The 24,823-nt window shown below is 58.5% G+C and carries 24 protein-coding genes; 17 read left to right on the top strand and 7 right to left on the bottom strand.

Annotated elements, in window-relative coordinates:
• Positions 1-6: 6 nt before the first annotated feature.
• Positions 7-222 (top strand): molybdopterin-binding protein, encoded by a 216-nt coding sequence (locus K5D32_RS20340; protein WP_025262382.1) that lies wholly within the window; start codon positions 7-9, stop codon positions 220-222.
• Positions 223-280: 58 nt separating this feature from the next.
• Here K5D32_RS20340 and K5D32_RS20335 read toward each other — a convergent pair whose 3' ends face one another.
• On the bottom strand, positions 281-919 hold the full coding sequence (locus K5D32_RS20335; protein ID WP_221601586.1) for a TetR/AcrR family transcriptional regulator: 639 nt from the start codon (positions 917-919) through the stop codon (positions 281-283).
• A 178-nt stretch (positions 920-1,097) separates the two neighbouring features.
• Positions 1,098-2,474 carry a glutamine synthetase family protein gene (locus tag K5D32_RS20330; RefSeq protein WP_025262380.1) on the bottom strand — a complete coding sequence of 459 codons (1,377 nt, stop codon included), beginning with the start codon at positions 2,472-2,474 and terminating at the stop codon, positions 1,098-1,100.
• Positions 2,475-2,542: 68 nt separating this feature from the next.
• On the opposite strand from K5D32_RS20330, the gene K5D32_RS20325 reads away from it, so the two are divergent.
• The 8 genes from K5D32_RS20325 to K5D32_RS20290 all read left to right on the top strand — a co-directional run bounded on the left by K5D32_RS20325 (position 2,543) and on the right by K5D32_RS20290 (position 11,408).
• Positions 2,543-3,076, top strand: coding sequence for a hypothetical protein (locus tag K5D32_RS20325; protein ID WP_221561600.1), 534 nt, complete (start codon positions 2,543-2,545; stop codon positions 3,074-3,076).
• Between the two features lie 34 nt (positions 3,077-3,110).
• Positions 3,111-4,469: a glutamine synthetase family protein gene (locus tag K5D32_RS20320; RefSeq protein ID WP_095068673.1), complete on the top strand. Its 1,359-nt coding sequence runs from the start codon at positions 3,111-3,113 to the stop codon at positions 4,467-4,469.
• Positions 4,470-4,541: 72 nt separating this feature from the next.
• Entirely contained in the window at positions 4,542-5,900 is a 1,359-nt protein-coding gene (locus tag K5D32_RS20315) for an aspartate aminotransferase family protein (protein WP_221601584.1), read from the top strand.
• Between the two features lie 162 nt (positions 5,901-6,062).
• The gene (locus tag K5D32_RS20310; protein ID WP_198727804.1) at positions 6,063-7,160 is read left to right on the top strand and encodes a polyamine ABC transporter substrate-binding protein; all 1,098 of its coding nucleotides are present in this window, start codon (positions 6,063-6,065) and stop codon (positions 7,158-7,160) included.
• Between the two features lie 204 nt (positions 7,161-7,364).
• Positions 7,365-8,432, top strand: coding sequence for a polyamine ABC transporter substrate-binding protein (locus K5D32_RS20305; protein ID WP_260407480.1), 1,068 nt, complete (start codon positions 7,365-7,367; stop codon positions 8,430-8,432).
• Positions 8,433-8,488: 56 nt separating this feature from the next.
• Positions 8,489-9,631 (top strand): polyamine ABC transporter ATP-binding protein, encoded by a 1,143-nt coding sequence (gene potA, locus K5D32_RS20300; protein ID WP_221578186.1) that lies wholly within the window; start codon positions 8,489-8,491, stop codon positions 9,629-9,631.
• Positions 9,628-10,548, top strand: coding sequence for an ABC transporter permease subunit (locus K5D32_RS20295; protein WP_221578187.1), 921 nt, complete (start codon positions 9,628-9,630; stop codon positions 10,546-10,548). Before potA ends, K5D32_RS20295 begins: the two co-directional genes overlap by 4 nt.
• Positions 10,545-11,408 (top strand): ABC transporter permease subunit, encoded by an 864-nt coding sequence (locus K5D32_RS20290; protein ID WP_198727802.1) that lies wholly within the window; start codon positions 10,545-10,547, stop codon positions 11,406-11,408. The genes K5D32_RS20295 and K5D32_RS20290 overlap by 4 nt, the downstream gene beginning before the upstream one ends.
• A gap of 69 nt (positions 11,409-11,477) precedes the next feature.
• Here the strand turns inward: K5D32_RS20290 and K5D32_RS20285 are convergent, their stop codons facing one another.
• Both K5D32_RS20285 and K5D32_RS20280 read right to left on the bottom strand, forming a co-directional pair.
• Complete coding sequence (locus tag K5D32_RS20285; protein WP_221601582.1) at positions 11,478-13,865, bottom strand: penicillin acylase family protein; 2,388 nt, start codon at positions 13,863-13,865, stop codon at positions 11,478-11,480.
• A gap of 158 nt (positions 13,866-14,023) precedes the next feature.
• On the bottom strand, positions 14,024-14,593 hold the full coding sequence (locus tag K5D32_RS20280; RefSeq protein ID WP_221594285.1) for a DUF6436 domain-containing protein: 570 nt from the start codon (positions 14,591-14,593) through the stop codon (positions 14,024-14,026).
• 103 nt (positions 14,594-14,696) lie between these two features.
• Here K5D32_RS20280 and K5D32_RS20275 point away from each other — a divergent pair, with 103 nt between their 5' ends.
• Positions 14,697-15,638, top strand: coding sequence for an alpha/beta hydrolase (locus tag K5D32_RS20275; RefSeq protein WP_221601580.1), 942 nt, complete (start codon positions 14,697-14,699; stop codon positions 15,636-15,638).
• A gap of 23 nt (positions 15,639-15,661) precedes the next feature.
• On the opposite strand, the gene K5D32_RS20270 is transcribed toward K5D32_RS20275, so the two are convergent.
• The gene (locus K5D32_RS20270) at positions 15,662-16,420 is read right to left on the bottom strand and encodes a DUF2059 domain-containing protein (RefSeq protein WP_025262368.1); all 759 of its coding nucleotides are present in this window, start codon (positions 16,418-16,420) and stop codon (positions 15,662-15,664) included.
• A gap of 142 nt (positions 16,421-16,562) precedes the next feature.
• Between K5D32_RS20270 and K5D32_RS20265 the strand changes: the two genes are divergently transcribed.
• Together K5D32_RS20265 and K5D32_RS20260 are read left to right on the top strand one after the other, a co-directional pair.
• Positions 16,563-17,198, top strand: coding sequence for a 2OG-Fe(II) oxygenase (locus tag K5D32_RS20265; protein WP_221578211.1), 636 nt, complete (start codon positions 16,563-16,565; stop codon positions 17,196-17,198).
• A 131-nt stretch (positions 17,199-17,329) separates the two neighbouring features.
• Entirely contained in the window at positions 17,330-17,767 is a 438-nt protein-coding gene (locus K5D32_RS20260; protein WP_221578191.1) for a DUF4399 domain-containing protein, read from the top strand.
• Positions 17,768-17,913: 146 nt separating this feature from the next.
• Here K5D32_RS20260 and serA read toward each other — a convergent pair whose 3' ends face one another.
• On the bottom strand, positions 17,914-19,143 hold the full coding sequence (serA, locus tag K5D32_RS20255; RefSeq protein ID WP_221578192.1) for a phosphoglycerate dehydrogenase: 1,230 nt from the start codon (positions 19,141-19,143) through the stop codon (positions 17,914-17,916).
• 160 nt (positions 19,144-19,303) lie between these two features.
• Between serA and K5D32_RS20250 the strand changes: the two genes are divergently transcribed.
• From K5D32_RS20250 to K5D32_RS20235, 4 genes are all read left to right on the top strand, one after another.
• The gene (locus K5D32_RS20250; RefSeq protein ID WP_221578193.1) at positions 19,304-20,698 is read left to right on the top strand and encodes an FAD-binding oxidoreductase; all 1,395 of its coding nucleotides are present in this window, start codon (positions 19,304-19,306) and stop codon (positions 20,696-20,698) included.
• Positions 20,699-20,752: 54 nt separating this feature from the next.
• Positions 20,753-21,418, top strand: a complete 666-nt coding sequence (locus tag K5D32_RS20245) for a fumarylacetoacetate hydrolase family protein (protein ID WP_221594282.1) — start codon at positions 20,753-20,755, stop codon at positions 21,416-21,418.
• Positions 21,419-21,583: 165 nt separating this feature from the next.
• Positions 21,584-22,504: an SdiA-regulated domain-containing protein gene (locus tag K5D32_RS20240; protein ID WP_221594281.1), complete on the top strand. Its 921-nt coding sequence runs from the start codon at positions 21,584-21,586 to the stop codon at positions 22,502-22,504.
• Between the two features lie 85 nt (positions 22,505-22,589).
• The gene (locus K5D32_RS20235; protein ID WP_221578196.1) at positions 22,590-23,483 is read left to right on the top strand and encodes an SdiA-regulated domain-containing protein; all 894 of its coding nucleotides are present in this window, start codon (positions 22,590-22,592) and stop codon (positions 23,481-23,483) included.
• A gap of 54 nt (positions 23,484-23,537) precedes the next feature.
• Here K5D32_RS20235 and rpiA read toward each other — a convergent pair whose 3' ends face one another.
• Positions 23,538-24,209, bottom strand: a complete 672-nt coding sequence (rpiA, locus tag K5D32_RS20230; protein ID WP_221601578.1) for a ribose-5-phosphate isomerase RpiA — start codon at positions 24,207-24,209, stop codon at positions 23,538-23,540.
• A gap of 144 nt (positions 24,210-24,353) precedes the next feature.
• On the opposite strand from rpiA, the gene K5D32_RS20225 reads away from it, so the two are divergent.
• Positions 24,354-24,823: pyridoxal-phosphate dependent enzyme (locus K5D32_RS20225; protein WP_221601616.1), on the top strand; the 470-nt coding region annotated here is incomplete at its 3' end.

The following is a 24,823-nucleotide window of genomic DNA, read 5'->3' as shown; positions in this document are numbered from 1 at the left end:
CATACCATGACTATCAAAGCGATTAACGTGCGCAACCAGTTCAAAGGCACCATCAAGGAAATCGTCCAGGGTGACGTGCTGTCCGAAATCGACGTACAGACCGCTTCCGGCATCGTGACGTCGGTCATCACCACCCGCTCGGTAAAAGAGCTGGAACTGGCCGTGGGCAGCGAAGTGATTGCATTCGTGAAGTCCACCGAGGTGTCGATCGCTAAGCTGTGATCTTTAGTGATACCCGACCCCGGACGGTGCAGACCCTCCGGGGTTTTTTACATCCGGATCAAAGAGGCTGGGGACGTTTTGGCAGGAAGGGCGGCAGGTACAGCCCCAGATAGGCGTCAAACACCCGCATGCCTTCTTCGGCCATGCGCGGGGAGATCTCGTCGTGCAGTTGCACCGAGCGGGCGTAGACCCGGTCGCCCAGCTCCATCGCCAGCGCGAATACGTCCACATCGTCCGGCAGTGTCGGCACCGGGAAGTGGCGGTTGAACACCTCAAGCATCAGGTGGCCCAGCTCGATGTCGTGCTGGCGGTCGGCCTGATTGATTTCGGTCAGCCCGTGCTGGGCAAGGATCAACTGACGTGCCGCGGCATCGGCGTTGTAGATACTCAGCATGCGCAGTTCCACCAGACGTGACAGGTCGCGCCAATCCTTGAGCTGGTCATGATCGATGGGTGCCTGCAGCGATGCCCGGAAGGCCGCATGAATATCGGCGGTCAGGGCTTCCAGCAGCGCCGGGACGCTGGCGAAGAAGTGGTAGACCGAGGAGGGCGGTATTTCCGCGCGTTCTGCCACGCTGTAGATCGACAGGCTGGCCACTCCTTCTGCTGCGAGCAGGGTGCGTGCAGCATCGAGAATCGAGTCGATTCGGGCCTGGCTGCGTGCTCGGGGTTTGCGAGGAGGGGTGGTGCGGGTCATGGGTTGATCTCAGGGGGGCGGCGGGGCAGCGGCATTGTACAGTGGCGCCTGTTTCAAGGTCTTCGCGAATAAATACGTGCCTTCAGGGAAAAGCCCTGTGAGGGCGAATTTATTCGCGAATAAAAACAAAAACGCCGCACGGCCCGAAGGCTTGCGGCGTTCTGTGCAGCGGCCTTGATCAGACCGTATGCAGGTACCAGTTGTACTCGAGGTCAGAGATGGAGTGTTCGAACTCCTCCAGCTCACTCTCTTTACAGGCCACAAAGATATCGATGTATTTCGGATCGATGTACTTGGCCATGACTTCGCTGTCGTCCAGTTCGCGCAGTGCGTCGCGCAGGTTGTTCGGCAGGCTTTGCTCGTGCTGCTCGTAGGAGTTGCCTTCCACCGGAGCGCCCGGCTCGACCTTGTTGGTCAGGCCGTGATGCACGCCTGCCAGCACCGAAGCCATCACCAGATACGGGTTGGCATCGGCACCGGCAACCCGGTGTTCGATACGCACGGCATCGGCCGAACCGGTTGGCACACGCAGCGCAACGGTGCGGTTGTCCAGGCCCCAGGTCGGAGAGTTGGGCACGTAGAACTGAGCACCGAACCGGCGGTACGAGTTGACGTTCGGGCAAAGGAACGCCATTTGTGCCGGCAGGGTCTCGAGCACACCGCCGATCGCATGACGTAATGCGGCGTTCTGCTCGGGATCCTCGCTGGTGAAGATGTTCTTGCCATCGCGATCCAGGATCGAGATGTGGACGTGCAGACCATTACCTGCCTGACCCGGATAGGGCTTGGCCATGAAGGTCGTGTCCATTTCGTGGTCGTAGGCGATGTTCTTGATCAGACGCTTGAGCAGAACTGCGTAATCGCAGGCCCTGATCGGATCGGCCACGTGGTGCAGGTTCACCTCGAACTGGGCCGGGGCGCTTTCCTTGACGATGGCGTCGGCCGGGATGCCTTGCTCTTTTGCACCTTCCAGAATGTCCTGGAGGCAGTCGACATATTCGTCGAGATCGTCGATCAGGTAGACCTGTGTCGAGTGCGGGCGCTTGCCCGAGATCGGCGAGCGTGGCGGTTGCGGGCGGCCGTTCACGTTCTCCTGGTCGATCAGGTAGAACTCCAGCTCGAATGCCGCGCAGATGGTCAGGCCCATGTCATCGAACTTGCTCACTACCTGACGCAGTACTTCACGCGGGTCGGCGAAGAAGGGCTCGCCTTCGAGTTCGTGCATGGTCATCAGCAGTTGGGCCGTAGGGCGCTTCTGCCAGGGCTCGTTGCACAGGGTATCGGGGATTGGATAACAGATCCGGTCGGCATCGCCGATATCCAGACCCAGGCCGGTGCTTTCCACCGTGGAGCCATTGATATCCAGGGCAAATAGAGAGGCAGGCAGGTTGATGCCCTTCTCGTAAACCTTGTGGAGGCTGGTGCGTTCTATGCGTTTGCCACGCACCACACCATTCATATCTGCAATCAGAAGGTCAACGTACAGAACCTCAGGATGTTCCTTAAGGAACGCGTTCGCTTCGTTGAGCTGAACGGCACGCGGGGGTACCGACATGATGCAACACCTTTGTTGTTAAAAATATCAATCATCGAGCATTACGGGTTTCAGTCAATCCGAAAGCCATGATGAAGTCAATAGAGCCATTTGTTGCCCTAAAACTGCGCCATACAGCCTTTTTTGCCGCTATTTGGGGCGCGTATTCCTTGTTTCGAGCAGCGCTGAGCCTGGATCGGGAGGGCTCGTATTCTATTTTTATCGGGGCGTTGTATAAAAAAATGAACAAGGCTAAGCTCGATTGCAGCCCACAGAGCAATAAAACCGGGGTTTCAATGCCTTGCCTTCCCTTGATCGACTCCATTCCCGGCGCAGGACAGAGCGGTCATCATGCCCGCTCTATCAATGTCTTCAACGGCCTGTCGTCGAATCCTGCAAGACTCTGTGTGCGACCCTACAGCAGTGCAATGAGTTCCAGCCATACTGGACATCGGCTCTGCGCTACAGCAACTTTTCATATCGAACAGTATCACTATAGCGGCATGACCGGCGTTACAGATGTTACTCATGTCTGCAAACAGGCAGATGCCACCTTACCGCTTATTCGTGCCTGCCGAAACGAGTTGTACAACGTGACGCCGATGCGTCGGAAAAACGCCTGATCGCGATCAGGACACGACAACCCCTGAGGTATTTATGAGTACCAACCTCGACCAGCTCACCGATTGGTTGAAAGAACACAAGATCACCGAAGTCGAATGCATGATGTCCGACCTCACCGGGATCACCCGCGGCAAGATCTCGCCGACCAACAAGTTCATTGCCGAAAAGGGCATGCGTCTGCCTGAAAGCGTGCTGCTGCAGACGGTGACCGGCGACTATGTAGAAGACGATATCTACTACGAACTGCTGGACCCGGCCGACATCGACATGATCTGCCGCCCCGACCAGAACGCGGTGTATCTGGTGCCCTGGGCCATCGAGCCCACTGCGCAGGTCATTCATGACACCTACGACAAGCAGGGCAACCCCATCGAGCTGTCGCCTCGCAATGTCCTGAAGAAAGTCCTCAAGCTCTATGCCGATCAGGGCTGGCAACCGATTGTTGCGCCGGAGATGGAGTTCTACCTGACCAAGCGCAGCGATGACCCGGATTATCCGTTGCAGCCTCCTGTCGGTCGCTCCGGGCGTCCTGAAACCGGGCGTCAGTCGTTCTCCATCGAAGCCGCCAACGAATTCGACCCGCTGTTCGAAGATGTCTACGACTGGTGCGAGCTGCAGAACCTGGATCTGGACACCTTGATCCACGAAGACGGCACGGCGCAGATGGAAATCAACTTCCGTCATGGCGATGCCTTGTCCCTGGCCGACCAGATTCTGGTGTTCAAGCGCACCATGCGCGAAGCTGCGCTCAAGCATGATGTGGCGGCCACCTTCATGGCCAAGCCGATGACCGGCGAGCCGGGCAGTGCGATGCACCTGCACCAGAGCATCATCGACATCAAGACCGGTAAAAACATCTTTTCCAATGATGACGGGACCATGAGCCAGCTGTTTCTGAACCACGTCGGTGGCCTTCAGAAGCTTATCCCCGAGCTGTTGCCGCTGTTTGCGCCCAACGTCAACTCGTTCCGCCGCTTCCTGCCGGACACCTCGGCACCGGTGAACGTGGAGTGGGGCGAAGAAAACCGTACTGTCGGCCTGCGAGTGCCGGATGCCGTGCCGCAGAACCGCCGCGTCGAAAACCGTCTGCCCGGCGCCGATGCCAACCCTTATCTGGCCATTGCCGCCAGCCTGCTGTGTGGTTTCATCGGCATGGTCGAAGGGCTCAACCCGAGTGCGCCGGTGGTCGGGCGCGGTTACGAGCGCCGCAACCTGCGCCTGCCGCTGACCATCGAGGATGCGCTGGAGCGCATGGAAAACAGCAAGACCATCGAGAAATACCTGGGCAAGAAGTTCATCGTCGGCTACGTGGCGGTCAAGCGTGCCGAGCATGAGAACTTCAAGCGTGTGATCAGCTCGTGGGAGCGGGAATTCCTGCTCTTCGCCGTTTGAGTCATGCAGGCGCCGCCGCAGGTCATGCGCGCGGCGCCTTGCCAACCGAATTCAGATAACAGGAAGCGCTGCATGAGTGCCAACAACCCTCAAACCCTCGAATGGCAAGCCTTGAGCAGCGAGCATCACCTGGCACCGTTCAGCGACTACAAGCAATTGAAGGATAGAGGCCCGCGCATCATCACTCGCGCTGAAGGCGTTTATCTGTGGGACAGCGAAGGCAACAGGATTCTGGACGGCATGTCAGGCCTGTGGTGCGTCGCCATCGGCTATGGTCGCGAAGAGCTGGTCGAAGCGGCCAGCAGACAGATGCGTGAGCTGCCTTATTACAACCTGTTCTTCCAGACCGCCCATCCTCCGGCGCTGGAACTGGCGAAAGCCATTTCCGAAATCACGCCCGAAGGCATGAATCATGTGTTCTTTACCGGCTCAGGCTCCGAAGGCAACGACACCATGCTGCGCATGGTCCGTCATTACTGGGCGATCAAAGGCCAGCCGAACAAGAAAACCATCATCAGCCGGGTCAATGGCTATCACGGCTCCACCGTTGCCGGTGCCAGCCTGGGCGGCATGACCTACATGCACGAGCAGGGTGACTTGCCGATCCCGGGCGTGGTGCATATTCCCCAGCCATACTGGTTTGGTGAAGGCGGCGACATGACGCCTGACGAGTTCGGTGTCTGGGCTGCCGAGCAACTGGAAAGCAGGATTCTCGAACTTGGCGTGGAAAACGTCGGTGCATTCATTGCCGAGCCGATCCAGGGCGCGGGTGGCGTGATCGTGCCGCCTGATACCTACTGGCCGAAGATCAAGGAAATCCTGGCCAGATACGACATCCTGTTCGTCGCCGATGAGGTGATTTGTGGCTTCGGGCGTACCAGTGAGTGGTTCGGTAGCGATTTCTACGGCCTCAAGCCTGACATGATGACCATCGCCAAGGGCCTGACCTCCGGTTATGTGCCCATGGGCGGCCTTGTGGTGCGTGATGAAATCGTTGCAGTGCTCAACGAGGGCGGCGATTTCAACCATGGCTTCACCTATTCCGGGCATCCTGTGGCGGCTGCGGTGGCGCTGGAAAACATCCGTATCCTGCGCGAAGAAAAGGTCGTCGAAAGGGTTCAGGCGCAAACGGCACCATATTTGCAAAAGCGTCTGCGCGAGTTGAGCGATCATCCGCTGGTGGGAGAGGTCCGTGGTGTCGGTCTGCTGGGTGCAATCGAGCTGGTGAAAGACAAGGCCACTCGCGAGCGTCATGTCGGCAAGGGTGCGGGTATGATTTGTCGAACCTTCTGCTTCGATAATGGCCTGATCATGCGGGCTGTAGGCGATACCATGATTATTGCGCCGCCGCTGGTCATCAGTTTTGCGCAAATCGATGAGTTGATCGAGAAGGCGCGAAAGTGCCTGGATCTGACGCTGGCCGCACTGTAGGAGCGGATTTATCCGCGAAAGCTTCGCGAATGAATTCGCTCCTACGGGAATTGCTGGGTCGAGTGGTGAAAGTCGGCTTGAAAGCGCGAACCGGAACTTGCCAGACTAATGGCTAGAAGCCGCTAATCTAACGGTCAGTGATAAAACATTGGAGCTGTACGCATGAAAAAATTTGGCAAGACCCTTCTCGCCTTGTCCCTCATGGGCGTGGTGGCCGCAACTGCGCAGGCCGATGACAAAGTGCTGCACGTCTATAACTGGTCCGATTACATCGCACCGGATACCGTTGCCAAGTTCGAGAAAGAGTCCGGCATCAAGGTTGTCTACGACGTTTTCGACAGCAACGAAACACTGGAAGCCAAGCTGCTGGCTGGCAAGTCCGGTTATGACATCGTTGTGCCGTCCAACAATTTCCTGGCCAAGCAGATCAAGGCTGGCGTCTATCAGGAGCTGGACAAGTCCAAACTGCCCAACTACGGCAACCTGAACAAGGACCTGCTCAAGGCCGTTTCGGTCAGCGACCCGGGCAACAAGCACGCCTTCCCGTACATGTGGGGTTCGATCGGTATCGGCTTCAACCCCGAGAAGGTCAAAGCCGCTCTGGGTGCCGACGCGCCGGTCAACTCCTGGGACCTGCTGTTCAAGCCTGAAAACGCAGCCAAGCTGAAGTCCTGTGGTATCAGCTTCCTCGATTCGCCGACCGAAATGCTGCCAATCGCGCTGCATTACCTGGGTTACCCGACCGACTCTCAGGACAAGAAGCAACTCGCCGAAGCCGAGGCGCTGTTCCTGAAAATTCGTCCTTCGATTGCCTACTTCCACTCGTCCAAGTACATCTCCGACCTGGCCAACGGCAACATCTGCGTAGCAGTGGGCTACTCGGGTGATATCTACCAGGCCAAGGCGCGTGCGGAAGAAGCGGGTGGCAAGGTCAAGGTCAGCTACAACATTCCGAAAGAAGGTGCTGGCAGCTTCTTTGATATGGTCGCCATTCCCAAGGATGCCGAGAACGTCGAAGGTGCCTACAAGTTCATGACCTTCCTGATGAAGCCGGAAATCATGGCCGAGATCACCGACGAAGTGCGCTTCCCGAACGGTAACGCGGCGGCGACTCCTTTGGTCAACAAGGAAATCACCAGCGACCCGGGCGTTTATCCGCCAGCCGATGTACAGGCCAAGCTGTATGCCATCGCTGACTTGCCTGCTGCGACCCAGCGGATCATGACCCGCAGCTGGACCAAGATCAAATCCGGCAAATAACCGCCGCTTTTCGGTAGGAGCGAATTCATTCGCGAAGCTTTCGCGGATGAATCGCTCCTACGGGCGGTGTGTCATATAAAGTTCTTTGCGATTCGCAGCCATCAACGGTAAGTTGCCGACCCGTTTTTCAGCTCACCGACACGGGCACCAGACCCCTATACTGAAAGGATTGTTCAAGTGTCTATTTCTTTATTGGCCAGATCGATGCTCGCCGTTGCAGCGCTGACCACTGTTGCCAGTGTTCAGGCCGAGTCCACCGTACACATCTACAACTGGTCCGATTACATCGGCAAGACCACCCTGGCGGATTTTGAAACCACCACCGGCATCAAGCCGATGTACGACGTATTCGATTCCAACGAGACCCTGGAAGCCAAGCTGCTGGCCGGGCGTACCGGTTACGACGTGGTCGTGCCGTCCAACCATTTCCTGGGCAAGCAGATCAAGGCCGGAGCGTTCCAGAAGCTCGACAAGTCGCTGCTGCCCAACTACAAGAACCTCGACCCGGCGCTGCTCAAGCGTCTGGAGAAAAACGATCCGGGCAACCAGTACGCCGTGCCTTACCTGTGGGGCACCAACGGCATCGGTTATAACGTCGAGAAGGTAAAGGCGGTTCTGGGTGTCGACCGGATCGACTCCTGGTCCGTGCTGTTCGAGCCCGAGAACATCAAGAAGCTTTCCAGTTGCGGCGTGGCGTTCCTCGACTCGGCGGATGAAATGATTCCGGCCATGCTCAATTATCTGGGCCTGGACCCCAACAGCACCAAGGAAGCCGACTACAAGAAGGCTGAAGCCAGGCTGTTGGCGGTACGCCCTTATGTCACCTACTTCCATTCATCCAAATACATTACCGATCTGGCCAATGGCGACATCTGCGTTGCAGCCGGCTTTTCGGGCGATGTGTTCCAGGCCCGCGACCGCGCAGAAGAAGCGGGCAAGGGCGTGAAGATTGCCTATTCCATTCCCAAGGAAGGCGGCAACCTCTGGTTCGACATGCTGGCTATCCCGGCTGACTCCAAAAACGTCAAGCAAGCCAGCGCCTTCATCAACTATCTGCTTGATCCTGCGGTGATCGCCAAAGTCAGTGATGAAGTCGGTTATGCCAACCCGACCCCGGCGTCCGGTGATCTCATGGATCAGGACATCCGCACCGATGAAGCGGTCTACCCGCCTCAGGAAGTACTGGACAGATTGTTCGTGAATAGTGAGTTGCCACCCAAGGTGCAACGTCTGATGACCCGCAGCTGGACCAAGGTCAAGTCGGGGAAATAAAAAATCCAGCGCCCGGCCGAATGGGTCGGGCTGCCTATTGTTGGGGAGTTTCACCCATGCCAGTTGCCTCCGGCGCCTACAAAAAAGCCATCGAAGGCGGTCAGCAACCCAAAGAGGTTCTGGTCAGGATCGATCGGGTCACGAAAAAATTCGACGAGACGATTGCCGTGGACGACGTGTCCCTGCAGATCAACAAGGGCGAAATCTTCGCCCTGCTCGGCGGTTCCGGGTCCGGCAAGTCCACATTGCTGCGCATGCTGGCCGGCTTCGAGCGTCCGACCGAGGGCCGCATCTTTCTGGACGGCGTCGACATCACCGACATGCCGCCCTACGAACGCCCGATCAACATGATGTTCCAGTCCTATGCGCTGTTCCCGCACATGACCGTGGCCGACAACATCGCCTTCGGCCTCAAGCAGGACAAGCTGCCCAAGGACGAAATCGAAGCCCGTGTGGCCGAGATGCTCAAACTGGTGCACATGACCCAGTACGCCAAGCGCAAGCCGCATCAGCTTTCCGGTGGCCAGCGTCAGCGCGTGGCCCTGGCTCGTTCGCTGGCCAAGAAGCCCAAATTGCTGCTGCTCGATGAGCCCATGGGCGCGCTGGACAAGAAATTGCGTTCGCAGATGCAATTGGAACTGGTGGAAATCATCGAGCGCGTGGGTGTGACCTGCGTGATGGTGACTCACGATCAGGAAGAGGCCATGACCATGGCCGCCCGCATCGCGATCATGCATCTGGGCTGGATCGCCCAGATCGGCAGCCCTATCGATATCTATGAAACGCCTACCAGCCGACTGGTCTGCGAGTTCATCGGCAGTGTCAACCTGTTCGAGGGCGAGGTGATCGAGGACATGGAAGGCTATGCGCTGATCCAGAGCCCTGACCTTGAGCGCCATATCTATGTCGGTCATGGCGTGAGCACGTCGGTGGAAGACAAGCGCATCACGTATGCGCTGCGCCCGGAAAAGCTCCTGATCACCACCGAGCAGCCGACCTTCGAGCACAACTGGTCCCGTGGCAAGGTGCATGACATTGCCTATCTGGGCGGCCACTCGGTGTTTTACGTCCAGTTGCCCGGCGGCAAGCTGGTGCAGTCCTTCGTCGCCAACGCCGAGCGCCAGGGCGCCCGACCGACCTGGGACGATGAAGTCTACGTGTGGTGGGAAGACGACAGCGGCGTGGTACTGCGCTCATGAAAATCCGCAAGATCAAACGCGCACTCCAGCGAATCACGCCCAATGGCCGGCAACTGGTCATTGGCGCGCCGTTTCTCTGGCTGTTCATGTTTTTCGCCTTGCCGTTCCTGATCGTTCTCAAGATCAGCTTCGCCGAGGCGGATGTGGCGATCCCGCCTTACACCGAAATCTTCACCTACGCCGAAGACAAGCTGCAACTGGTCCTGAATCTGGCCAACTACACGCTGCTGAGCGGTGACGATCTGTACATCTCGGCCTATCTGGGCTCGTTGAAGATGGCATTTTTCAGCACCTTGCTGTGTCTGCTGATCGGCTATCCAATGGCCTATGCCATCGCCAACGCCCGCAAGGACATGCAGACCGTGCTGTTGCTGCTGATCATGATGCCGACCTGGACGGCGATCCTGATCCGCGTCTACGCCTGGATGGGCATTCTCAGCAACAACGGGCTGCTCAATGCGTTCCTGATGTGGCTGGGCCTGATCGACGAGCCGTTGCAGATCCTCAATACCAACCTGGCGGTCTACATCGGCGTGGTCTATTCCTATCTGCCGTTCATGATCCTGCCGCTGTACGCCAACCTGGTGAAACACGACCAGAGCCTGCTGGAAGCCGCATCGGATCTTGGTTCGAGCACCTTCAACAGTTTCTGGAAAATCACCGTGCCGCTCTCCAAGAACGGTGTGATTGCCGGCTGCATGCTGGTGTTCATCCCGGTGGTGGGCGAGTTCGTGATCCCCGAGCTGCTGGGTGGCCCGGAAACCCTGATGATCGGTCGGGTCCTGTGGCAAGAATTCTTCAACAACCGTGACTGGCCGGTTGCCTCGGCATTGGCGGTCATCATGCTGCTGGTATTGATCGTGCCCATCATTCTGTTCAACCGCAGCCAGGCCAAAGAACTGGAGGGCAAGGTATGAACCGCTTCCGTTTCTCGAATCTGGTATTGGTCCTGGGCCTGCTGTTCATTTATGCGCCGATGGTCATTCTGGTCATTTACTCGTTCAACGACTCCAAGCTGGTAACCGTCTGGGGTGGCTGGTCGGTTAAGTGGTATGTAGGCCTGCTGGATAACACCCAACTGATGGGCTCGGTGTGGCGCTCGCTGGAGATCGCTTTCTACACGGCGATTGCGGCGGTTGCCCTGGGTACCATGGCGGCTTTCGTCCTGACCCGCATCTCGCGTTTCAAAGGCCGTACCTTCTTCGGCGGGCTGGTCACGGCGCCGCTGGTGATGCCGGAAGTGATCACCGGTCTGTCGCTGTTGCTGCTGTTCGTGGCCATGGCGCAGTTGATCGGCTGGCCTCAGGAGCGTGGCATCGTCACCATCTGGATCGCACACACCACCTTTTGCGCGGCCTATGTCGCGGTGGTCGTGTCTTCACGTCTGCGCGAGCTGGACTTGTCCATCGAAGAAGCGGCCATGGACCTGGGCGCCCGGCCGTGGAAGGTGTTTTTCCTCATCACCATCCCGATGATCGCGCCATCGCTGGCAGCGGGCGGCATGATGTCCTTTGCCCTGTCGCTGGACGATCTGGTACTGGCCAGCTTCGTGTCCGGGCCGGGTTCGACGACCTTGCCGATGGAAGTGTTCTCTGCCGTGCGCCTGGGCGTGAAGCCCGAGATCAACGCCGTGGCCAGCCTGATCCTGCTGGCGGTTTCGCTAGTGACCTTCCTGGTCTGGTACTTCACCCGCCGTGCTGAAGAGCGCCGCAAGCGCGCCATTCAGCAAGCCATCGAAGAAAGCGCAGCTGATACCTACAAGCCGCGCACTGCCTGACCCGCGTAGGAGCGAATTCATTCGCGAAGAGGCCCTTCGCGAATGAATTCGCTCCTACCGGGTAATGTCTTATTTCCCCGGCACCAGCTTCAACAATCCTTCCGTATGCTCGTCCACATCCTTCTCGCTGAAGCGCTGTGGCACATACTCGCCGTTGATGTACGCCTTGGCCTGATCCGAATAATGCCGGTCGAACGGCACGCCGCTTTGCCCGACAGGGTTGATGCCCAGGCTGTGGGCCGGGTCGGCGAAGTCGATCAGGCGACGGGTCGATGGCCCATAGCTGACCGGCCACGGCGCCGTGCGCAGGCGTGAGGACAGGTTGTTGGGCACCTCATGACTGCCCGGCGCAGCGAAAGGACCGACATTGAAGATGTGGTTCAACGGCTTCTGCGAACCCAGCGGGTGACCATGAGTCAGGGTATGCACCTTGCCCCAGGTCCAGCCATCCGGGTTGTTGCCGTACATGGACTTCAAATGGGAAACACTGGCACGCCAGGCGACCTTGACGGTGTTGGCGCGGCTTTCGGTATGGGGCGAGTGGCGGTTGTTCCACCAGGGTGAATCCGCATCGGCCGCCAGGCGCGGCAGGGCAGCGTCCAGCACGCGGGAGGTGGTCAGGGTTTCAAAGAAGCCGTCACCCAGTTCGTCATGGAAGGTTTCTTCCGTCAGGTCGAACAGGAACTGACTGAACAGGGTCGCGCCTACCGAATCCAGCGGATAGTCACCTTTCCACTGCGCCAGACGTTCTACCAGTGCCAGTTCATCCGGGTCGGTGATCACGCTGCGCAATACCGGAATCAGCGGCGTCAGGATGCTTTGGGCGTAGTCGGTTCGGGTGCCCAGTTGCAGCTCTTTGCTGTTATTCAGGTCCCACTTGATCGTCGGGTCGCTCAACTGCTTGTTCAAATACTGACCACGGTCAGCCGGATTGTAATAGCCCGGAATCTGCATGCCGGTCGGGGACAGCGGCTGGAAATTGGCCGAGATGATGTAGCCACGCGCCGGGTTTTCTTCCTGGGGGTTGGCGCTGAACGGATAGAAGCCCAGCTTGTCGGCCTGCGCCGTGCTGCCATCCAGAATGTAGGCGGGGTTGACCCCTTCAGGCCGGATCGGCAATTGCGCGGCAGCCCACCAGCCGATATCGCCCTGATGGTTGGCCCAGACGATATTCAGGCCCGGCGACTGGATCTTCTCGGCGGCCTTGCGCATCTTTTCCAGGGTGTTGGCGCGGTTGGCTTCGTAGAAACCATCGAGCACCGGGTTTTCCGACACCAGGAACGACCACCACATGGCAATCGGAGCCTTGCCCCCGTTCTTGCCCACCACATCATTGACGATCGGACCGTGTGGCGACTGGCGCAGAGTCAGGGTCACATCGGGCTGGCCCTTGACCTTGATCTGTTGCTCGCTGCTGGTCATGTCCACCCACTTGCCCTGATACCAGACCTGGTTCGGGTTTTCGGGGTTGGTCTTCTCGGCGATCAGGTCCACATCGTCGTTCTGAAACATGGTCAGGCTCCAGCCGAAGTCCATGTTGTGGCCCAGGAAGGCGAACGGGTTGAGCGCCTGATAATGACCGTACAGCTCAAAGCCCGGCGCTGAGAGCTGCGCTTCGTACCATACCGACGGCACGGAAAAGCTGATGTGCGGGTCGCCTGCCAGCAGAGGCTTGCCACTTTGAGTACGGCTGCCGGACACCGCCCAGGCATTGCTGCCTTCAAACTGCGGCAGACCTGCGGCCGCAACAGCTTCGTGGCTCAGTTGCGCCAGGGTGTTGAGGTCTTTCCAGTCTGCACTGGCCAGGGCGGGTTTCTGATCGAGCATGCCTTGAGGGTGCCAGTCCAGATCGAACACCTTCAGGTATTGCGGGCCAAGCTGGTCGCGCACATAGGTCAGCAACGGCTCGGTGCGAAAGGCAGCGGCAAAGCTGTAGGCCAGATAGCCGCCAATGCTCAGGGTGTCCTCAGCCGTGAAAGGGCGCTTGGGTATACCCAGTACATCGAACTCCATCGGTTTTGCGTGGGTGTCCTGATACTGATTGATGCCATTCAGGTAGGCTTGCAGCGCCTTCCAGGTCGGGGTGTCCGGGTTCTGGCGGGCTACGTAGGCATCGGCGTGTTCGCGGATGCGCAGGCTGCGGAACAGTTTGTCGGTCCCGATCAGGTTCGGCCCGAGGATTTCAGCCAGTTCGCCGCGTGCCAGACGGCGCAGCATTTCCATCTGGAACAGGCGGTCCTGAGCATGTACGTAACCGAGTGCGCGGTACATGTCCGCTTCGTTTTCTGCCCGGATATGCGGCACGCCGCGCTCGTCGTAGCGCACGCTGACCGGTGCTTGCATATTCGACATGACGATCTCGCCGTCTCGCACCGGCTGTTTGCTATGGATATACCAGCCAGCGCCTGCGGCAAGCAGTGCGATAACGATGGCGAGAATGGCAAGGATGCGCTTCATTGAACTTCCCTATGAAAGGCTGGGGCGGGGGGATGTGCAGGCAACAGGGGTGGATAGCTTTCGCGAATGAATTCGCTCCTACAGGGCCGTGTAGGAGCGAATTCATTCGCGAAGAGGGCAAAACGATCTCTACATGAACGGATGAGCACTCGGGATATTTATTGCCAGGCGCAATAACAACCCACTGCCATGGTGTTTGCAGTGTTCACGCTACGCCCGTCGAGCAGAGCATTCAGGATCGGCTCGATAAAGCTGTTACCGGCGTTGCAGGTCAGGCCTTCGCTGTAAGGCCCGAAATACGCGAGTTTGCCGTCGCGGTCCCAGATGGCGACGGCAGGGCTGACGGTGATCTTTTCGGCACCTGGAAGGTTGTTCAAAGGCTTGATCGTATCGGCTGCCTGTGACGAATGATCGGAGGTGCCGGGTTTGTGCACGACATAGAAATCCACCCCCATGTCGCCACCAAAATGCTCGATCAGTTCGGCCAGATGCTGCTGATTGCCGACATTGCACGGGCAGGACGGGTCCTTGAAATGCACCAGACGAATCCTGCCCGGGCCGGCCAGTTCGGCTGGAAGGCGCAGGTCATCGCCGCTGAACAGGGCGCTCTGATCGCTGAAGGTGCGCACATAGCGACTCTGAAACCAGTCATGGGCCATCCACAATCCCGCCGCACATGTCAGGACGAACAGGCAGGCAAACAGGTTGCGACGGTGTGGGGATTTCATGACAGACGTTTCTATTTAAGGTGGCGTAGCTTGCCACGCCCGAACAGACAGATGAATATCGCTACACTGTCTTTTCAAGGTCCTGTCGGAATCTGGAAGCCTTATGTCTGCAACGTTTGACCCTGATCAATTACGCGCCATGCTGTCACCGCTGCGCGAGATCGAATCGCTCTCTCTGGATGGGCAGATCTATCAGCGTTTCTATGGCCTGGGCGGGCTTGGTGGCGAGCATGTCATCCGCAGTTGGCTCGGGCGCCTGGATGTGGGGGGCTACGAGATTGTCGGGCAGGTCTGGCTGCCGGAGCATCCTGTGGGCACCCTGTTTCTGTTCCACGGTTTCTATGACCACATGGGCCTGTATCGCTACGTGATCGAGTGGGCGCTGGATCAAGGGTTTGCCGTGATTTCCTGCGACTTGCCGGGGCATGGGCTGTCCAGCGGCAGCCGGGCGAGCATCAATGACTTTTCCGAGTATCAGGCCGTGCTGCAGCGTCTGCTGCTGGAAGCCGAGGCCCTGAACCTGCCGCATCCCTGGCATCTGTGCGGGCAAAGCACCGGTGGCGCAATCGTGGTCGATCATCTGCTTCATCAGGGCAACGACAGCCCGGTACAGGGCAAGGCCATTCTCTTGTCGCCGCTGGTTCGGCCACGAGCATGGGGCTGGTCCAAACTCAGTTATTACATGCTCAAGCCGTTTGTGGACGGCATTGCCCGGCGGTTTTCCGAAAACACCAACGCTCCGGCTTTCCTGCCGTTTCTGCTGGCCGATCCCTTGCAGCCGCGCCGCTTGCCGACCGCCTGGGTAGGCGCTTTATCGCGCTGGATCGTGCAGATTGAACGTGCGCCGCGCAGTACCCGCAGCCCACTGATCATTCAGGGCGATGCGGACATGACCGTTGACTGGGACCACAACCTGACCGTACTCAGGAGCAAGTTCAGCGAGCCGCAAATCCTCATGCTCGGCAAGGCGCGGCATCATCTGGCCAATGAGGCGCCGGAGTTCCGGACGCAGTATTTCGAGTTTCTGAAAGGGCACATGAACTGACCCGCCTCGAGTGAGGCGGGTTGTTACAGGCCTTGGGACAGGCTGGAAGTGCTTTGACCGACGGCAAGTCCGGCACGGATCGCGGCAAGGGCTGCCTGATAGTAAGCCTTGCCTTCCGGTGATTCGGCGAAGCTTGAGAACTCTTCCAGTTCAGGGTCGGACAGGTCGCGGTAGACGTACAGCAGCGTGTTGTTCAGGTCCGCGCTGATCTGCGCCATCAGGCGTTCGCGCTGTCCTTCGAGCATGCCTTGAGCCTGGCCGCCGCCCAGAAGACCGGGAATCATCTGGCTCAGGCTGTCGGCTGCAACACCGGCAATGGCGAGGCTGACTTCTGCTCCGGCCTGCTTGGCGGGCAGTGCCTGCGCCAGATGGCCGATCAGCAACTGGCGGGTGGCGTCGGCTTCCATCTGCGGCAGTCCCTGGGCGTGCTTGGCCAACTGGTCGGAGCGGGTTGCCGTCAGTTCTGCCTTGACGATCTTGCGGCCCAGCGGGGACTGGAAGAATTTCAGCGCAGGCGCCGGGTCCTTGAGGCTTTCACGCAGGCGCTTTTCTGCGCGCTGGTCCATGGCCTGCGGTGCAAAACGCTGGTTGCTGTTATTGACCAATGCCTGAAAGACCGCTGGCGGCAGGTTGTCGCGGTAGCGTTGCTGGGCAGCCTTGAGTGCATCGTTGAAATGCGCACGCTGCTCTGTCCAGCCGGCGGCCTTGTACAACTGATCGTAACCGTCTGCCCAGACAGGCAAGGCGCAGAACATCAACAGCAAAACAAACAAACGACGCATTCGGGACTCCTGTCGGCAGGTCGCTATTCTCGGGGTGTTGACGGGGATTTGTCGAGTTATGACTGCCCTTGCTGCATGAAAACACCCGCACATGACCGTGCTGTATACACACCTCTGTCGAATTCAGGGGCTTATGGATACTATGCACGCCATGCGCATATCTCCCGATCACCCCCTCCTGCTTCGAATCGTCGACGACCTGGCCGCCAATGGCTGGTCGCAGCAGAATATATTCCTGCCCGAAGGTCTGACCCGCGAACTGGCACAAGAGTGCCATCGACGTGCCGCCGAGGGTGAACTCGAGCCTGCCGGTGTGGGGCGCGGGCTTGCGCAGGAAGTACGCGAAGGTATTCGCGGCGATCATATCCAGTGGCTTGAAGCCGGGCAGGCCGAGTGCAGCGACCGTTATCTGGAGTTGATGGACAGCTTGCGCCTGGCCCTGAATCGCGGCCTGTTTCTGGGGCTGGAAGATTATGAAAGCCACTTCGCCCTTTACCCACCAGGGGCGTTTTACCTCAAGCATGTGGACCGCTTTCGCGATGACGACAAACGCATGGTGTCGGCGGTGCTTTATCTGAATCAGGCCTGGCTGCCCGAGCATGGAGGGCAATTGCGCATGTATCTAAAAAGGGACGTGACCTACGACGTCCAGCCTACAGGCGGTTGTCTGGTGGTGTTTCTGTCCGGCGATATTCCCCATGAAGTGCTGCCTGCCACCCGCGACCGGCTTTCCCTGACCGGCTGGTTCCGGCGTCGAGGCAACGAACCGTTCCTGTGAGCCTGCCCGCTTCATGAAATATGTGTCATGAACCCCGTTCTCCGGGGTAGAGGTCTATCGTAAAGGACTGTGCTGAACCGAAGGCCATGGGTTCAGTCCGATAGGTAGTCTCACAAACGTGCGGAGCGATCATGACATCCCTATTTTCCAGAACTGCCCTCGCTGGTCTGTTGCTGGCAACGTCGACCCTGATTCATGCGGCCGATATCCCGCGTACCGCTTCGCCCGAGGGCGCAGAGGCGTACATCATCTCGCCCAAGGACGGAGAAACCGTGACGTCGCCGTTCAAGGTGCAGTTTGGTCTGAAGGGAATGGGCGTTGCACCGGCAGGGGTCGATATCCCTGAAACCGGCCATCATCATTTGCTGATCGATGTGAAGGATGAGCCCGCAGCGAATGTTCCGCTACCGACCACTGACAATATTCGCCATTTCGGCAAGGGTCAGACCGAAACCGTGCTGAGCCTGCCACCGGGCAGCCACACCCTCCAGTTGCTGGTGGGCGACAAGGCGCATATACCGCTGAATCCGACGGTCGAGTCGAAGAAGATCACGATCAACGTGAAGTAGGAATTCATTCGCGAATGAATTCGCTCCCACGGGAATTCACAACACCGTAGGAGCGGATTCATCCGCGAGACGTCACTGAAGGCGATGAATCGTCTTCAGGTGTACTGGCATCTCGCGAATGAATTCACTCCTACCGGGTGGGGCTATCAGAACAGAACGCGGCTACGGATGGTGCCTTTGACCTGTTGCAGCTTCTCTTGCGCGAGGTCCGAGTAATCGGCGTCTACGTCGATGACCACGTAGCCGACTTTCTCGTTGGTCTGCAGGAACTGGCCGGAGATGTTGATGCCGTTTTCCGCAAACACCTTGTTGATTTCGCTCAGCACGCCCGGAATGTTTTCGTGGATGTGCAGCAGGCGGTGCTTGCCAGGGTGAGCAGGCAATGCCACTTCCGGGAAGTTGACCGAGGAAACCGACGTACCGTTGTCGCTGTACTTGACCAGCTTTTCCGCGACTTCCAGACCGATGTTGGCCTGGGCTTCGGCAGTGGAGCCACCGATGTGCGGGGTCAGGATCACGTTGTCCAGGCCGCGCAGCGGGCTTTCGAAGATGTCGTCGTTGGAGCGAGGCTCCACCGGGAACACGTCGATGGCCGCGCCGATCAGGTGCTTGTCCTTGATCGCGTCTGCCAGGGCATCCAGCTCGACCACGGTGCCGCGAGCGGCGTTGATCAGGATGCTGCCTTTCTTCATGGCGCGGATTTCTTTTTCGCCGATCATCCACTGGGTGGATGGCAGCTCAGGCACGTGCAGCGAGACGATGTCGGCCAGCCCCAGCAGTTCATGCAGGCTGGTGACCTGGGTTGCGTTACCCAGTGGCAGCTTGGTCAACGGGTCGAAAAAGAACACCTGCATGCCCAGGCTTTCAGCCAGTACGGACAGTTGGGTACCGATCGAGCCGTAGCCGATGATGCCCAGTTTCTTGCCGCGGATCTCGAAGGAGTTGGCCGCGCTCTTGATCCAGCCGCCGCGGTGGCAGGAAGCGTTCTTCTCGGGGATGCCGCGCAGCAGCAGGATGGCCTCGGCCAGAACCAGCTCGGCGACGGAGCGGGTGTTGGAGTACGGGGCGTTGAACACTGCAATGCCGCGTTCGCGTGCTGCGTCCAGGTCGACCTGGTTGGTGCCGATGCAGAAACAGCCGACCGCAACCAGTTTCTTGGCGCTGTCGAACAGTTCTTCAGTCAGTTGGGTACGCGAGCGGATACCGATGAAATGGGCGTCGGCAATCTTTTCCTTCAGCTCGGCTTCCGGCAGAGACTTGGTGTGGTACTCGATGCTGGTGTAGCCGGCGGCCTTCAGGACGTCAACGGCGGATTGGTGGACGCCTTCGAGAAGAAGGAACTTGATCTTGCTCTTGTCGAGGGAAGTCTTGCTCATCTGCGTAAACCTGTGTCCCGGAGAAAAATGGCAGGAGGGGCCGGATCGGCCATGGGCACGATTCGCGGGGGGCGTATGCTAGCATATGCACCCCGCGAAACCCCATTCCCGAACGTGAACCGTTCTCAGGATGCCCATGAATTGTTCGAGAGTTGCGTCCATGACCAATCCCGCTTTGATTGATGAGCTCAAGACCCTGGTCGAACCAGGCAAGGTACTGACCGACGCCGGTTCGCTTGAGGCTTACGGCAAGGACTGGACCAAGCAATTCACCCCCGCCCCCACGGCTATCGTGTTTCCCAAGACCATCGAGCAGGTCCAGGCCATCGTGCGCTGGGCCAACGAGCGTCTGGTGGCGCTGGTGCCTTCAGGCGGTCGTACAGGGCTTTCTGCCGCCGCAGTGGCTGCCAATGGCGAAGTGGTGGTTTCGTTCGACTACATGAACCGGATTCTGGAGCTCAACCTCACCGAGCGCACAGCCGTCTGTCAGCCCGGTGTGATTACCCGGCAGTTGCAGGCCGCGGCGCAAGAGAGCGGTCTCTACTATCCGGTTGACTTCGCTTCCTCGGGTTCCAGCCAGATTGGCGGCAATATCGGCACCAATGCCGGCGGAATCAAGGTCATTCGCTACGGAATGACCCGCAACTGGGTCGCGGGCCTCAAGGTCGTCACCGGCAAGGGCGACCTGCTGGAACTGAACAAGGACCTGATCAAGAACGCCACCGGCTACGACATGCGCCAGCTGTTCATCGGTGCTGAAGGCACGCTGGGTTTTGTGGTCGAGGCCACCATGCGCCTGGACCGTGCGCCCCGCAACCTCACCGCCATGGTGCTGGGCACCACCGACTTCAATTCGATCATGCCTGTGCTGCACGCTTTTCACGGCAAGCTGGACCTGACGGCATTCGAGTTCTTCTCCGACAAGTCGTTTGCCCGGGTCATGGCCCGTGGCGACGTGCCTTCGCCATTCGACACGCCGTGCCCGTTTTATGTACTGCTGGAATTCGAGGCGACCACCGAAGACGTGGCTAACGATGCCCTGGCGCTCTTTGAACATTGTGTAGAGCAGGGCTGGGTGCTCGATGGCGTGATGAGCCAGAGCGAGCAGCAGTTGCAGAACCTGTGGAAACTGCGCGAATACATTTCCGAAACCATCTCCCACTTCACGCCCTACAAGAACGATATTTCGGTCACGGTTTCAAAGGTTCCGGCCTTTCTGGGCGAGATCGATGCCATCGTGGCCGAGCACTATCCAGACTTTGAAGTGCTCTGGTACGGCCATATCGGTGATGGCAACCTGCACCTGAACATCCTCAAACCCGAGAGTCTGGACAAGAACGAGTTCTTCCAGACCTGCGCCAAGGTCAACAAATGGGTGTTCGAGACGGTAGAGAAATACAACGGCTCGATTTCTGCCGAGCACGGTGTGGGGATGACCAAACGCGACTATCTGACGTACAGTCGCTCACCTGCCGAAATCGAATACATGAAAGCGCTGAAAGCGGTCTTCGACCCTAACGGCATCATGAACCCGGGCAAGATATTTGCTGTTTGATCAGCCGACATACCTTATTCAACGAAGCCAGAATTATCAGACCCAGGAGACGTCATGAGCTACCAGCACAAATATGTCGATGGAACGAACATCCACTTCCCGCTGGGCAAGGTGGTCTGTATCGGTCGTAACTATGCAGAGCACGCCAAGGAACTGGGCAACCCGGTCCCGACCGAGCCTTTGCTGTTCATGAAACCCGGCAGCTCCGTGGTTGCTCTGGAAGGCGGCTTCAGCATTCCGGCAGACCGTGGTTCCGTGCATTACGAAGCCGAAATCGTCGTGCTGATCGGCAAGCCGCTGAGCAAGAACCCTTCCCGTGAGGAAGTGCTCGACGCCATCAGCGGCTTCGCTCCTGGCCTGGACCTGACCCTGCGTGACGTGCAGTCGCGTCTGCGCGAAAAAGGCCTGCCATGGGAACTGGCCAAGTGCTTCGACGGCGCGGCAGTCATTGCCCCCTTCGTGCCAGCCGAAACCTACCCTGACCTGACCGATATCGGCATTCGCCTGACCATCAACGGCAAGGTCGTGCAGGACGGCAATAGCAGCCTGATGCTCAACCCCATCGTGCCGATGATCCAGCACATGGCCGCCAACTTCTCCCTGCAGGCCGGTGACATCATCATGACTGGCACCCCCGCAGGCGTTGGTCCGTTCGAGGCCGGTGACGAGATCGTGCTTGAGCTGAGCGGCCAGAGCCCCTTCGAAAGCGTTGTTCGTTAAACACCCGGTTGCTGCTTTTGAAAAACGCCTGAGATGACCTCTCGGGCGTTTTTTTTGGCCCCGCGAACGATCTCTGCTCAATTAGCGTTTTTTTCACACTTGATCTGGATAATCCGGCTGCCTCTCACCCGATGCTCTACGTCACATCTGCTCAGGAACTCTTGAATGGCCAGGCTCCCCGCGTCTCGAAATCCCCGTTCCCGTCTGCTGGGCATGCGTTGGTATGCATGGTTGCTGCTGGTGCTGGTCCTGGGCTACGTCCTGGCGTTTGTGATGCATTGGGATGATCGTGCGGTGTTATGGGTCAAGGAAGGTTTCGAAGACAAGGCATCCCGCAGCGCCAGCATCTGGCTCCCGGACTATAAAGTGGAGATCGACGCCAAGCTGCTGCCCGGCATGGAGAAGGATGAGGCTTCCGACCTGGCCTACAACCCGGTTACCAGGACGCTGTTCTCGGTCATGGGCAAGAATCCTTTCCTGGTGGAGCTGACCCTCAAGGGCGATGTGCTGCGCAAGATTCCCCTGGTGGGCTGGAGCAATCCCGAAGGTGTTGCGGTTCTGAACGACGGCCTGATCGGGATTACCGACGAGCGCCAGCATATGCTGAGCATCGTCAAGGTGACGGCAGAAACCACGACCCTGAACATGGCCGACTTCCCGAAATACGACCTCGGCCCTTCAAAAAATCAGAACAAAGGCTTTGAAGGCATAGCCTGGGACCCGACCCGTCAGCAGATCTTGCTGGGTGAAGAACGTCCGCCGGCACTGTTCACCTGGAAGAGTGATGGCAGCGATGTCCTGAAAGGCGAGAAACAGAGAGTCGCCAATGTTTCGCTGGACGTGCGCAACCTTTCTTCCTTGAGTGTCGACCCGCGTACCGGGCATACGCTGGTGCTCTCTGCCGATTCGCACTTGCTGCTGGAAGTGGACGAAAGCGGCCAGCAAGTCAGTTTCATGACCCTGCTGGGCGGCATGAACGGCCTGAAGGACACCATTCCCCGCGCTGAAGGTGTTGCGCTGGATGATGAAGGGAATCTGTACATGGTCAGTGAGCCGAACCTGTTCTACCTATTTCGTAAACATTGAGCCCTGCAATGTCATTGCGCTATTAAGCAAGGATTCAGATTCACGTGATATCTATGCTGCCCCGACCACTATTTGAGTTGCCTTGATGCGTCGCCCTATCCGTTCTGCCCTGTTGTTTTCGTTGATGATTGCGCTGGCTGCCTTGCTGTTCTTTGCGGATCGGGAGTACCGCTTTGTAAAGCGCGCTTCGTTTGCCTGGCAGATGCTCTGGCAATCGGACGCGCAGCAGACGGTTGGTCTTGATCGCTACAAGGTCGAGATAGAAGGGCAGGTAATCGAAGGGCTTGAGGATGATGTCTCGGCCTTGAGTTACGACCCGGATCGCAAAAGCCTGTTCACAGTGACCAACCAGAAGAACGAAATGGTCGAGCTGAGCCTCGATGGTCGTATCCTGCGACGTATTCCCTTGAACGGTTTCGGTGATTCGGAAGCCATCGAGTACATCAGCCCTGGCGTTTACGTGATCAGCGACGAGCGTCAGCAGCGTTTGCTCAAGGTTCATGTCGACGACACTACCCGCACCCTCGATGCCGCCGATGCCGTGCAACTGACATTGAGCATCGACGTGGGCCGCAACAAGGGCTTTGAAGGCCTGGCCTACGATATCAAGGGCCAGCGACTGTTTATCGCCAAGGAAAGCGAGCCGGTACAGATCGTCGAAATACGCGGTTTCCCCCAGAGCAGTAACAGCCTGGGTGTCATCTTCGACAGAAAGCGCGATGCAGGCCTGTTTGTGCGCGACATGTCCAGCCTGTACTTCGATGCCCCGACGGGCCACTTGCTGCTGATGTCCGATGAATCGAAAAAGATTCTGGAACTCAATGACGAAGGCCGCCCGATCGCCAGCGCTTCCTTGAAAAAAGGCAAGCTGGGTTTGAGCAAGGACGTGCCGCAGGCCGAGGGTTTTACCCTGGATGAAGAGGGGACGCTCTACGTGGTGAGCGAGCCGAACCTGTTCTACAAGTTTCGCAAGCCATAAGACTGGTTCAGGCCAGAGTCCCGGGACGGGAGCTCTGGCCACACTGACCGCGGCTTAGCGAGTCAGGGTTTTCACGCCTTCGGCAGTACCCAGCAACAGCAGGTCTGCGCCGCGCTCTGCGAACAGGCCGTTGGTGACCACGCCCACGATAGCGTTGATAGCGGTTTCCAGCTCCACCGGGTTGGTGATGCTCATGTTGTGTACGTCGAGAATGATATTGCCGTTGTCGGTCAATACGCCTTCACGATAAACCGGGTCGCCGCCCAGCTTGACCAGTTGGCGGGCGACATGGCTGCGCGCCATCGGGATCACTTCGACCGGCAGCGGGAATGCGCCCAGTACCGGCACCAGCTTGCTGCCATCGGCGATGCAGATGAAGGTCTTGGCCACGGCGGCCACGATTTTCTCGCGAGTCAGCGCTGCGCCACCGCCCTTGATCAGGTTCAGGTGCTCGTCGCTTTCGTCGGCGCCGTCGATGTAGAACTCCAGATCGCTGACCGTATTGAGTTCATAGACCGGAATGCCATGGCTCTTGAGGCGGGCTGCCGTGGCTTCGGAGCTGGCAACTGCGCCATCAAACGCAGCCTTGTGCTTGGCCAGCGCATCGATGAAGCAGTTGGCCGTGGAGCCGGTGCCGACACCGATGATGCTCTTGTCGTCGATCTTGGGAAGAATGAAATCGACAGCGGCTTGAGCCACGGCCTGTTTGAGTTGATCCTGAGTCATGCTGGCTCCACGGTGCCAAAGGTGCAAAAAGGGGCCGCATTATAGCGATGACTGCGCCGCAAAGCCCCGTCATTCGTATGGTCGTTCATCGGAGTGCAGAGTAGACTTCCCGGCCTCGCTCCCTTCGCCAGTGATATCGCCCCGATGCTCGAACAGTACGTCAAGAAAATCCTCACCTCCCGCGTCTATGACGTCGCTGTCGAAACCCCGTTGCAGGGCGCCCGCCAGCTTTCCGAACGTCTGGCCAACCAGATATTGCTCAAGCGCGAAGACCTGCAACCGGTGTTCTCCTTCAAGATTCGCGGGGCCTATAACAAGCTGGCGCAACTGAGCCCGGAAGAACTGGCTCGCGGCGTGGTGACGGCTTCGGCGGGCAATCATGCACAAGGTCTGGCGCTGGCGGCGAAAGTGCTGGGTATCAAGGCCACCATCGTGATGCCCAAGACCACGCCCGAGATCAAGGTCGAAGGTGTTCGCTCCCGTGGTGCTCAGGTGGTGTTGCATGGGGATTCGTTCCCTGAAGCGCTGGCTTATTCCCTCAAGCTGGTGGACGAGCAGGGTTTTGTTTACATCCATCCTTACGATGACCCTGACACCATTGCCGGACAAGGCAC

Source organism: Pseudomonas cichorii (genome assembly GCF_019719005.1).
In the GTDB taxonomy this organism is placed as follows: domain Bacteria; phylum Pseudomonadota; class Gammaproteobacteria; order Pseudomonadales; family Pseudomonadaceae; genus Aquipseudomonas; species Aquipseudomonas cichorii_E.
This window is presented reverse-complemented; position numbering and strand designations above follow the sequence as displayed.